Source organism: Streptomyces sp. NPDC054813, assembly GCF_053611365.1.
Genome location: NZ_JBSHAF010000001.1, coordinates 692,139 through 704,018, shown reverse-complemented (window position 1 = coordinate 704,018; position 11,880 = coordinate 692,139). Strand labels below are relative to the sequence as shown.

General features: G+C 70.0%; 7 protein-coding genes. 4 read left to right on the top strand and 3 right to left on the bottom strand.

Annotation, left to right across the window (positions count from 1 at the left end):
* Window positions 1-56: 56 nt before the first annotated feature.
* The 3 genes from ACWGJB_RS03015 to ACWGJB_RS03005 form a co-directional block, all read right to left on the bottom strand.
* Window positions 57-1,763 (bottom strand): carbohydrate binding domain-containing protein, encoded by a 1,707-nt coding sequence (locus ACWGJB_RS03015; RefSeq protein WP_453378508.1) that lies wholly within the window; start codon window positions 1,761-1,763, stop codon window positions 57-59.
* 185 nt (window positions 1,764-1,948) lie between these two features.
* Window positions 1,949-3,895 (bottom strand): LamG-like jellyroll fold domain-containing protein, encoded by a 1,947-nt coding sequence (locus ACWGJB_RS03010; protein ID WP_453378507.1) that lies wholly within the window; start codon window positions 3,893-3,895, stop codon window positions 1,949-1,951.
* Window positions 3,896-4,064: 169 nt separating this feature from the next.
* On the bottom strand, window positions 4,065-5,300 hold the full coding sequence (locus tag ACWGJB_RS03005; protein WP_453378506.1) for an MFS transporter: 1,236 nt from the start codon (window positions 5,298-5,300) through the stop codon (window positions 4,065-4,067).
* 935 nt (window positions 5,301-6,235) lie between these two features.
* On the opposite strand from ACWGJB_RS03005, the gene fusA reads away from it, so the two are divergent.
* The 4 genes from fusA to ACWGJB_RS02985 all read left to right on the top strand — a co-directional run bounded on the left by fusA (window position 6,236) and on the right by ACWGJB_RS02985 (window position 11,856).
* Window positions 6,236-8,302, top strand: coding sequence for an elongation factor G (gene fusA, locus ACWGJB_RS03000; protein WP_453378505.1), 2,067 nt, complete (start codon window positions 6,236-6,238; stop codon window positions 8,300-8,302).
* Between the two features lie 386 nt (window positions 8,303-8,688).
* On the top strand, window positions 8,689-10,005 hold the full coding sequence (locus ACWGJB_RS02995; protein WP_453378504.1) for an ABC transporter substrate-binding protein: 1,317 nt from the start codon (window positions 8,689-8,691) through the stop codon (window positions 10,003-10,005).
* Between the two features lie 5 nt (window positions 10,006-10,010).
* Window positions 10,011-11,003 (top strand): carbohydrate ABC transporter permease, encoded by a 993-nt coding sequence (locus ACWGJB_RS02990; RefSeq protein ID WP_453378503.1) that lies wholly within the window; start codon window positions 10,011-10,013, stop codon window positions 11,001-11,003.
* The gene (locus ACWGJB_RS02985) at window positions 10,996-11,856 is read left to right on the top strand and encodes a carbohydrate ABC transporter permease (protein WP_453378502.1); all 861 of its coding nucleotides are present in this window, start codon (window positions 10,996-10,998) and stop codon (window positions 11,854-11,856) included. The genes ACWGJB_RS02990 and ACWGJB_RS02985 overlap by 8 nt, the downstream gene beginning before the upstream one ends.
* Window positions 11,857-11,880: the final 24 nt, after the last annotated feature.

Below are 11,880 nucleotides of genomic sequence, written 5' to 3'. Positions count from 1 at the left end.
GTACTCGGCCCGGCCGGGCGCCGGACCACCGCGCCCCTCCTGCGCGCGGACTTCGCTCAGGCGAGGCTGAAGTCGTCGGCGTCGACGGCGGCCTGGCCGTACCAGCCGTGGACGTAGACGGTGACCGTTCCGCTGCTGCCGGTGGTGAAGCTGACCTTGAGCTGGTTCCAGCTGCTGCTGTTCGACCAGGTGCTCGCGGTGGCACCGCCGCTGACACCGACGTAGGCGTACGGGCCCTGCACCCAACCGGAGAGCGTGTAGGCGTGGTTGGGGGAGAGGGTGACGGTCTGGTCGCATTCGCCGGTGCCGCTGGAGCTCGGCGTGACCTGGAGGCTGTGGCTGCCGCTGTGGACGGGGCTGGAGACGACCGAGCTGCCGCCGGTGCAGGTCCACGGGCTCGGACTGCCGGTCTCGAAGCCCGCGTTGGTCAGCGAGCCCCCGCCGCCGCCTCCGCCGCCGGAGGAGGTGACTGTGAGCGTGTAGGTCGCGCTGTGGCTGCCGCTCGCGGCGGTGCCGGTGACGGTGATCGGGTAGCTGCCCGCGGCCACCGACGAGCCGACCGTCGCCGTCAGCGTCGAACTGCCCCCGGAGGTCACGGAACCCGGGCTGAAGGAGACGCCGACCCCGGAGGGCGCGCCGGACGCGGACAGAGCGACGGACTCGGCGCTTCCGGAGGTGACGGCGGTGGAGACGGTCGCGGTCGCCGAACCTCCCTGGGCGACCGACGCGGAGCCGGGCGACAGGGCCAGGGAGAAGTCGGTGGTGGTGCCTCCGCCGCCGCCCGAACTGCCCTCGTAGGGCACGAACGCGTCGGTGAAGGCGAGCGGGTTCTGGCTGATCTCACTGCACGTGGACAGTGAGTTGGCGCTGCCGCTGCACGGCTGGTCCCGGTTGGCCGACCAGAACGCCAGCCGCCCGACGCCGTTCTGCGCGGCGAAGCTCTCCACCGTCTGGGCGTCGGCCAGGGTGAAGGTGGACCCGTCGTCGTTCTTGCCGATCATCGGGGTGATGCCGAGGTTGGCGTAGCCGTAGCCGGAGTCGACGGACTGCATCTGTGCCAGCGTGGCGCGGGCCGCGGAGAGGGCGGCCTGGCCCATCTCGGTGCCGGTGCCGGCGTAGTAGTCCATGGTCATGATGTTGACGACGTCGATCTTGACGCCGGCGTTCTTGGCGGCCTTGAGGATGTTGACGCCGTCGCCGGTCAGCCCGCTCGTCAGCACCGGCAGGGTCATGGAGAACTGGAGGCCCGGGTTGGACGCCTTGAGGTCCTTCATCGCCTGCATCTGACGGGCCGTGGCCGCGGTGTCGGCCACGGCGGCGCCCTCGACGTCGAAGTCGAGCTGGGTGACGCCGTAGTCGTTGATGATGGCCTGGTATCCGGCGTCGATGCTGCTCTGGTTCGAGCAGGTCCACGCGAGCGGTTCGCCGCTCGCCCCGCCGGAGGAGATGATCACGGAGGCGCCCTCGGCCTTCGCCCTGGCGATCTCCGGGTCGGTGTAGGAGTCGTTGCCGATGGGGAGGGTGTCGCCCCAGATCTGGTTGCAGCCCACGCCGAGGACGAAGGCCGCCGTGTAGGCCTTGAGGTGGTGGCCGGTGATGGCGGTGTCGAGCAGGCCTTCCTGGCCGTTCGACATGTCGACGTACGGAGCCACGGAGTAGACGCTGCCCGCCGCGGCGTTGCCGGCGGGGGCCAGTGCGACGGCGGCGCCGGTGGCCGTGAGGGCTAGGGCGAACGCGGAAGCCGCGAGTCTTGCCAGGTGCATGACATTGGCCCTTTCGGGATGCCCGGGGAGGGCGGAGAGGTGGGGGATGGGCCCGGAGAGGTATTGGTACATACCAAACTCCCCGAGGTCTCCGCCGTCAAGAGGACTAGACCAAAGGCTCTGCCAAGACGCGCGTCGCCCGTCTCCGGCAGGCGGGTGGCCGGGCCGGAGACGGGGCCACCGCGCTACTTCGCGGTCAGGAACTCGTCCCCGGACAGCGGGCGGTTGACAATCCGGATGTCACCGATGCCGCCGTGGAACACGATGTCGACGCTGCCCGCGTACTCGTGGCCGCCCACCAGCCAGGGCAGCCCGAGCGAAGTGAGGCCGACCGAAAGGCGCTTCGGGTTGTCGACGACCGGCGCGCCCTCGACGTACAGCTTCGTGTGGCGGCCGTCGTTGACCACCGCCAGGTGCCACCACTTGAGCTCCACCAGGCCGTGGCCCCAGTTGGTGGTCGGGTAGGTGTCGTTGAGCGGGTAGTGGTTGAACTGGGGCTCGCGGCCGTTGTTCGAGATGGCGAGCTGGAGCACGGGCTCGCCGGGGTCGGTGTTCCTGCCGTGCTTGCCGGCGTCCGCGGCCGAACCCCGGCGGCTGAGTATCGACGCCCAGCCGTTGCGGCCGGCGTCCCAGTCCAGCGGCATCCGCACGAACGTCTCGATGGTGTACCCGGACGTGAACGTCTCGGCGTTCAGCGGAGCCCTCGCCCCGGTGGTCAGATACGAGCCGTGCAGCGGGTTCCGGCCGCCCGCGAACGTCAGGCTGGCGTGTGCGGGCTGGTCGGGGTGGTGGTCGTCGGACCAGGTCAGCGCGGAGGCGGCGGTGCCCGGCAGGGTCACCACCGTCAGGTCGTTGCCCTTGCCGGACAGGTCGGGCACGGTCTGGCCGGCGGTGAGCGCGGTGCCGGGCGCGCCCTGCCCGTCGAAGCGCCAGTACGCCAGCGTGCCCTTCACCAGCTCCCGGGCGGCCGGACGGGCCGGCCGGACCGGCACCGGGGCGAAGCCGGCGAACCGCTCGGCGAAGTCGATCGGCATCGAGAAGTTGTCGACCGGGCCGGTGATCCGGGCGTGCTGGGCCGCCAGTTCGGTGCGGGACTCCGGCTTCTGGGCCAGGATCCAGGGGTTGACCGTCTCGACGTCGATCGTGTTCCGGGCCAGGTCGAAGTGGTACAGCCGGATCATGCCGCCACCGCCGAAGTAGCGGTTCTGGTAGTTGGTGATGTGCAGGTGCACCTCGTTGCCGGCGGCGTTCTTCGCGGTCGTACGCGCGGGCGGCCAGTAGTGGCCGTTGAGGGTGAGGAAGATCTGGTCGTTGTCGTTGATCAGCCGGTCCCAGACCGTGCGGCCGTAGTCGGAGAGTACGGCGTTGTCCTCCGGGTCACCGGACTCGTACGGGAAAACGTTGTCATCGTAGTTCGAGTAGACGAGGTCGTGCGTCGTGAGGATCACCGGCAGCTTCGGGTGTGCCTTGATCACGCCGTCGGCCCAGGCGAAGCCCTGCTCGCTGGTCCGCCAGTCCAGGGCCAGCAGCAGCCAGGAGCGGCCGGCGGCCTCGAAGACGTGCGCGGTGTTGTAGCCGGTCGCGTCCGCCCCGGCGAACGTCTTCGCGCGCTTGAACCGCTGCGGGCCCATGGTCCGCAGGTACGCGGTGTCGCCGCGGCTGTCGTCGCCGCTCACGTCGTGGTTGCCGGCCAGCACGCTGTAGGCGGCGCCGTGCGCGTCCAGCAGGTCGAAGGCCTTGTCGACCTGCTGGAACGAGGACGGGTCCGCGTCCTGGGTCAGGTCGCCGAGGTGGGCCATGAACACGATGTTGTCGTCGGAGGCCTTGCCGCTGTTGCCGATGACGTAGCGGAACGACTCCTCCTGCGGCGTCCGGTCGACGCTGTCCTGGCTGCCCCAGTAGAGGAACTGGGTGTCCGGCATCACCGCGAGGGTGAACCGGAGGGCGGTCGGATCCGGTCTCCAGGTGCCGGTCCTGCCGGCGGCGGTGTCCTCGGCGTACGCGGGTGTGCCGCCGAGCGTGGCCGCGCCCACGGTTGCCGCGCCCGCACCGGCCAGCGCCGCGTTGCGGAGAAAACCACGCCTGCTCTGTCCGGCCGCTTCTTGTGACGGAGTGTCATCCTGCATGGACATGGGGCCTTCCCGGGTCGATGGTCCAAACGGCGACGACGCTACCCAGCAGGGCCCGTGGGCGGGCGGACGGGAGATGACGGGCGATGGCCGGGCGGCTGTCCGGGATCGAAAGACTGGCGAATACGCCGTCGTTCGATCCCGGTTGCTGTCCGACCGGCCGGTCGGACGCTCAGGCCGAGGGCTCCGTCACGGTGTGCTCGCCGCGCCGGACGAAGACCAGGCCCGCCCACGCCATGGCGGCCAGCGGGATGACACCCGAGATGATCACCTGGCCCTGGCTGGACACCAGGTGGTTCGGGGTGCCCAGCAGATAGCCGAGGCCGATGCAACTGCGGGACAGTGCCTGGAAGCAGGCCCAGGCGCTGCCGTGCACCTCGGCCGGTACCCGCGAGTGCACCGCGTTGCGCAGACCGACGTTGCACGCGCCGTTGCCGAAGCCCGCGATCAGGAACAGCGGGAAGATCACCGCGGCGACCGGGATCAGACCGGTGAGGAGCAGGCCCAGGCCGATGCCGGTGATGCCGCCGACGATCAGCAGGGTGTGCCGGTCCGACCAGCCCGCGCGGCCCGCGAGCAGGGCACCGGGGACGGACCCCAGGGCCCAGGTGGCCAGGAAGAGGCCGAAGACGGTGTCGTTGCCGTTGACGACGTCGCGCAGGTAGAAGACGCCGGCGACGTTCTCGATGCTGGTGGCCAGCATCGCCGCCGCCAGCGCGGGCATCAGCGTGCCCACCACCGGGGCGTCGCGCAGAGCCCGGTAGCCGTCCCCGAGCTTCGTGGCGGGGCGGCGGCCGATCACCACGTCCACGGAGCTCGGCACTGCCACCAGGGTGCAGCCCGCGAGCACGAGGAAGGACACGGCGTCCGCCCCCAGGAGCACACCGGTGCCCCACCGGGAGTTGAGGAAGCCGGCCAGCGCGGGCCCGAGCAGCCCCGCCACGGACATTCCGGCCATCAGCAGGCTGTTCGCCCGGCTCGTGTACCGGTCACCGGCGACCGCGGGCAGCATCTTGAACCCGGCGGCCACCGAGGCCACTCCGGCCAGGGAGGACAGCGCGATCAGCGCGACCCGCACATGGAACCCGCCGACGGCGGTGGCCGCGGCGAGGGACAGCGACTGGGCCAGCAGCGCCCACAGACACACCGTGCGCGCGCTGAACCGGTCCACCACGGAGCCGATCAGCGGTGCCGCGAGCACCGTGGGGATGAGCTCGGCGAGCATCACCTCGGTCACCCCGAAGCGGAAGTCCCGGTCCGCCGCGTTCAGCACCAGCCCCAGCGAGGCGAGGGTGTCTCCGAGACGGGAGAACAGCGTCCCCACGATGAGCACCTGCGCGGCGACCGGCATCGCAGTGCCCCGGCGCAGCGCGGCGAACGGCGCTCTCCGCGTCTTTTGCGTGTCCAATCCAGTCCAATCCGTCCACTTGCCGTACGCATTCGGTCTGCTCGCCGATCAGATTAGGCCTGTTCGTCGAGTGGTGGAGCATCCACCGGCCACCGGGACGGGGTGCTTTCCGGCCTTTGCATGCCCTGCCGGAACCCGGTGCGCGATCCTAATTTCTCAGCCACAGGCGGCGCTTCACCGAATATCCACACATGTTCCACATCAACTCCGGCCGGGTCGGAAGTTACCGGCGCGTTCCGCGTGCCACCCGCGACGATGCGCATCCGGGGCGTTCCGGACGTCCTTTCCCGAGTCGGAAGGACCGGTGAGGGGATGAGCGTCCCGATGTCCCGCTGGGAGCCGTAAAGCGCGTTTTTCGGCCAATCGCTGGAGTTGCGGCGTTCTCCTCCGATGGGCCTGCTCCACGTCGTTCGCCGAACCGGAAAGCGCCTTCCGGGGCGGCGGGGTTATGGATGCCGGCCGCGTGAATGTCCGGAAAATGTCGGGACGGCGAGTCGCCCCTTTCCCCGAGGGGCGGTGAAAAGGGAACGAACCGGTATCTCCGGGAAGCGCAAGTCCCCTGGTCGGAAAAGCGCGTGCCGTGTCCGGCGTCCCCTGCCTACACTCGCTCCGTATCACGCACCGTAGCCGCGGAAGGCGGTCACGGCGCTTTACCGTGACGAGTTCGCACGATGAGGGGAGAGGGCCCATGCGCGACCGCGCGACTGCCGTCTCTTCCCGTTCCCGCTACGAGGTGATCCTCGTGTCCCCGTCTCTCCGGTACCCGCTGCGCGGCCGGTACCGGACTCCGTGACGCCCGACCGGGCTCCGCAACATCTGGCATATGCCCATGAATTGACGTTCCGTCAGTTGTGACTCGGTGAACTTCGCGGCACGGAAATTGCGCTGCCCATTCCGGGTCCCGTCCCGGGACCGCATTCGAAAGGCAACGGGCCATGCGCGCCGAACTCCACCCGAACTCCGTCAACTCCCTTGCGACCGTTCGCAACCTGGGCATCCTCGCCCACGTCGACGCCGGAAAGACCACCGTCACCGAACGCATCCTCTTCGCCACCGGCACCATCCACAAACGCGGCGAGGTGCACGACGGCACCACGGTCACCGATTTCGACCCCCAGGAACGCGACCGCGGCATCACCATCTTCGCCGCGGCCGTCAGCTGCGCCTGGGACGGCCACCGCGTCAACCTCATCGACACTCCCGGCCATGTCGACTTCGCCGACGAGGTCGAACGCTCCCTGCGTGTCCTCGACGGCGCGATCGCCGTGTTCGACGCGGTGGCCGGCGTGGAGCCGCAGAGCGAGTCGGTGTGGCGGCAGGCCGACCGGCACGGCGTCCCCCGGATCGCCTTCGTCAACAAGCTGGACCGTGCGGGCGCCGGCCTCGACGGAGCCGTCGAGTCGATCCGCACCCGGCTGCACCCGGCCCCGCTCGTCGTCCAGCTGCCCATCGGCGCGGAGGACGGCTTCACCGGCGTCGTCGACCTCGTGCGCATGCGTGCGCTGGTCTGGCCGGACGACGGCGGTACGGCGGTGCCGGGACCGGTCCCCGACGGGCTGCGGGCGGAGGCGGGCCGCCGGCGGCGCGCGCTGGAGGAGACGGTGGCCGCACTGCACCCGGCCGCGCTGGAGGAGTTCTGCGCGCCGGCCGGCCGGCTGTCCGACGGCACACTGCGCTCCGCCCTGCGCGACCTCACCCTGACCGGCGAGGGCGTCGTCGTCCTGTGCGGCTCGGCCTACCGCAACCGGGGCATCGAACCGCTGCTGGACGCGGCCGTGGCCTATCTGCCCTCGCCGCTCGACGTCCCCGCCGTACGCGGCACCCACGAGGGCGCCGAGCGGCGGCGGGCCGCCGACCCCGAAGGGCCGTTCGCGGCGCTCGCGTTCAAGGTGACCGCGACGCCCACCGGACGCCTCACCCATGTCCGCGTCTACTCGGGCACGATCGAGAAAGGAGACACCGTGTGGGACCCCACGACCCGCCGCACCGAACGCGTCGCCCGCATCCTGCGCGTCATGGCCGGGCGCCACGAACCCGTCGACCGCGCGGTGGCCGGTGACATCGTCGCCGTCGTCGGACCGAAGTCGGCCCGCCCCGGCTCCACGCTGTGCACGCCGGACGCCCCGCTGCTCCTGGAGCCGCCCCTCGCCCCGGAACCGGTGGTGTCCGTCGCCGTCGAGGCCCGCCTCCGTACCGACACCGGCCGGCTGGCCCAGGCGCTGGCCCGGCTGGCCGAGGAGGACCCCTCGCTGGTGGTGCGCACCGACCCGGAGACCGGGCAGACCGTGCTGTCCGGGATGGGCGAACTGCACCTGGAGGTCGCCGTGGCGAAGATCCGCGGGGACGGCGGCCCCGAGGTCGCGGTGGGCCGGCCGCGGGTCGCCCTCAGGGAGACCGTGGCACGCGGGGTGACCGGCTTCGTCCACCGGCATGTCCATCAGACCGGCGGCGCCGGGCAGTTCGCGCATGTCGTCCTGGACGTCGAACCGCTGGAGCACGAGGCGGGCTTCGTGTTCCGGTCGGCGGTCGTCGGCGGCCGGGTGCCCCAGGAGTACGTCCGTGCGGTCGAGGCCGGCTGCCTGGACGCGCTCACCGAGGGCCCCCTCGGCGGGCATCCGGTCACCGGGCTCCGGGTCACCCTCACCGACGGCTCGACGCACGTGAAGGACTCCTCCGACACGGCGTTCCGCACGGCGGGCAGGCTGGGTCTTCGGGAGGCCCTGCGCGGCTGCGCGATGCTCCTGCTGGAGCCGGTCGCCGAGGTCACGGTCACCGTGCCCGAGGACGCGGTGGGCGGGGTGCTGGGCGACCTGTCCGCGCGGCGCGGCCGGGTCACCGGCTCGGCGGTCCGGGGCGGGTCGGCGGTGCTGACCGCCACCGTGCCGCTGGCCGAACTCTTCGGCTACGCGACCCGGCTGCGCGGCCGCTCCCAGGGTCGAGGCACCTTCACCACCCGCCCGACCGGCTACGCACCGGCACCGGCCGCGGCAACCGCTCGGTGACACCGGGAGGGGGCCCGGGGACACTCTCCCCGGGCCTCGTCGCCGTGTCGGGTGACCCGCCGCTCGCCGCACCGCCCGTCGAAACACAACCGTTGTGGAACGCCCGGTGAGCGCTCTCTGCCCAGGTCACCCGGCTTCGGCGCAGGTCACGCCGCCTGGCGTGGGGAGACTACCGGGCCGGAACCGGGTGTTCCCCGGCCCGCCTGCACGGATACCCGTGCCGGATCCCTTGACGAGCTACTGTTCGGGGGGTTAACTCACGTCCTAAATTAAGCCATGAGGGGCTTCGGGAGCCGAACGGTGGTCTCGGCCTTCGCAATCGCGGGTGCCGGCCTTCGCGAAGCCCTCTCGGGGTTCTCGACTCCCGGAAAGGCACAGCTGGAGCCATGCGCAGCATCCGAGCCGCGGCCGTAGGCGCCGTCACCATGTCTCTCGCCCTCGCGGCCACGGCCTGCGGTGGCGGTTCGTCCACCGGGGGCGGGTCCAACGACTCCCCGAAGACGCTCACTTACTGGGCCTCCAACCAGGGTGCCAGCATCGAGATCGACAAGAAGGTACTCCAGCCGGAACTCGACAAGTTCCAGAAGCAGACCGGCATCAAGGTCAAGCTGGAGGTCGTGCCCTGGTCGGACCTGCTCAACCGGATCCTGACCGCGACCACCTCGGGCCAGGGCCCCGACGTGCTGAACATCGGCAACACCTGGAGCGCCTCGCTGCAGGCGACCGGCGCGCTGCTGCCGTGGGACGCCAAGAACTTCGACAAGATCGGCGGCAAGGACCGCTTCGTCGACTCCGCGCTCGGCTCCACGGGCGCCGAGGGCAAGGACCCGGCGGCCGTACCGCTGTACTCGATGGCCTACGCCCTCTACTACAACAAGAAGATCTTCGCCGATGCGGGGATCGCCAAGCCGCCGGTCACCTGGGACGAGCTGATCGCCGACGGCAAGAAGATATCCGCCAAGGGCAAGTCGGTGCTCGGCGCCGAGGGCGGCAACGTGTCGGAGAACATCCACCACACCTTCGTCTTCGCCAAGCAGCACGGCGCCGACTTCTTCACCGCCGACGGCAAGCCCAACTTCACCGACGACAAGGTCGTCGCCGCGGTGAAGCAGTACGTCGACCTCATGGCCAAGGACAAGGCCATCCCGACCAGCGACGCCGAGTACGCGCAGAACCAGTCGGTGAGCGACTTCGCCAAGGGCAAGCTGGCCATGCTGCTGTGGCAGTCGGCGTCCTCCAACCTCAAGTCGCAGGGCATGAGCGACAGCGACTACGGCATCGCCCCCGTGCCCGTGCAGTCCGGCACCCCCGGCACCGGCGCCCAGGTCAACTCGATGGTCGCGGGCATCAACCTGGCGGTCTTCAAGAACACCAAGAACCTCGACGGCGCAACGAAGTTCGTGAAGTTCATGACCAGCGACGACGAGCAGAAGATCCTCAACACCGCCTACACCTCCATCCCGCCGGTCAAGGCGGCCCAGGAGGACCCGGCCTTCAACACCCCGGCCAACTCGGTCCTGAAGAACACGCTCGCCACCAGCGCCGCGGCCCTGCCCCAGGTGGCCGCCGAGTCGCAGTTCGAGACGACCGTCGGTACGGCCGTGAAGAACCTGTTCGCCGCCGCGGCCGCCGGCCACGCCGTCACCACCGACTCCGTGAAGGCCGAGCTGGAGAAGGCCCAGCAGCAGATGCCGGCGGCCTGAGCACCATGACGACCACCACCACCGCCGTGCACGAGCCGGTGCGTGCGAACTCCCCCGGGACGGCGGGCGGCTCGGGCCGCCGCCCCGGGCGGATCCGCCGGATCGGACTGCCCTACCTGCTGCTCCTGCCCGCCCTGCTGCTCGAACTCCTCGTCCATCTGATACCGATGGTCATCGGCGTCGTGATGAGCTTCAAGGAGCTGACCCAGTTCTACATCCGCGACTGGGGCACCGCCCCCTGGTCCGGGTTCGACAACTACCGGACGTCGATCGAGTTCAACGCCCCGGTCGGCAAGGCCCTGTTGCACTCCTTCCTCGTCACCGTCGGCTTCACCCTGCTCTCGGTCGGCCTGTGCTGGCTGATCGGCACCGCGGCCGCGGTGTTCATGCAGGACGCCTTCCGCGGCCGGGGCCTGTTGCGGACCCTGTTCCTGGTGCCGTACGCGCTGCCGGTCTACGCAGCCGTCATCACCTGGGTGTTCATGTTCCAGCACGACAACGGCCTGGTGAACCACGTCCTGCACGACCAGCTGCATCTCACCGACAAGCCGTCCTTCTGGCTGATCGGCGACAACAGCTTCTGGGCGCTGCTGACCGTGTCCGTCTGGAAGGGCTGGCCGTTCGCCTTCCTGATCGTGATGGCCGGACTCCAGAACATCCCCAAGGAGCTGTACGAGGCGGCCGCCCTGGACGGCGCCGGCATGGTGCAGCAGATCCGCCGGATCACCCTGCCCTCGCTGCGCCCGGTCAACCAGGTGCTGATCCTGGTCCTGTTCCTGTGGACGTTCAACGACTTCAACACGCCGTACGTCCTGTTCGGCAAGGCCGCTCCGGAGGCCGCCGACCTCATCTCGGTCCACATCTACCAGGCCTCCTTCGTCACCTGGAACTTCGGCACCGGCTCGGCGATGTCCGTGCTCCTGCTGCTCTTCCTGCTGGTCGTGACCGGCGTCTACCTCGCGCTCACCTCACGCGGACGGAGGACCGCCGATGTCTAGCCCCAGTTCGCCGATGGCCCCGCCGCGCTCCTTCCTCTGGGCCCGGGCGATCTTCCTCACGCTGCTCACCGGGTTCGTGCTGATCCCCGTGTACGTGATGATCTCCAGCTCGCTGAAGCCGCTCGCGGACGTCACCGGCAAGTTCCGCTGGCTGCCCAGCGGGCTGACCATCCGCCCGTACATCGACATCTGGTCGACGGTCCCGCTCGCGCGGTACTTCGTGAACTCGCTGATCGTGGCGGTCTCGGCGACCGTCTGCTCGGTCGTGGTCGCGGTGTTCGCCGCCTATGCGGTCAGCCGTTACGAGTTCCGCGGCAAGCGGGTCTTCACGGTCACCGTGCTGTCCACTCAGATGTTCCCGGGCATCCTCTTCCTGCTCCCGCTGTTCCTGATGTACGTCAACATCGGCAACGCCACCGGCATCGCCCTGTTCGGCTCCCGCGGCGGCCTGATCCTCACCTACCTGACGTTCTCGCTGCCGTTCTCGATCTGGATGCTGATCGGGTACCTCGACTCGGTGCCCAGGGACCTGGACGAGGCGGCGCTGGTGGACGGCTGCGGGCCGCTCGGCGCGCTGTTCCGGGTGGTGGTGCCGGCCGCGATCCCGGGGATCGTCGCGGTCGCCGTCTACGCCTTCATGACCGCCTGGGGCGAGGTGCTCTTCGCGTCGGTCATGACCAACGACACCACCCGCACCCTCGCCGTCGGCCTGCAGGGCTACTCCACGCAGTACGACGTCTACTGGAACCAGATCATGGCCGCCTCGCTCGTGGTGAGCATTCCCGTCGTGGCCGGCTTCCTGCTGCTCCAGCGCTACCTCGTGGCGGGGCTGACGGCGGGCGCCGTCAAGTGAACCCCCCCAGTTCCGAAGCTTGTC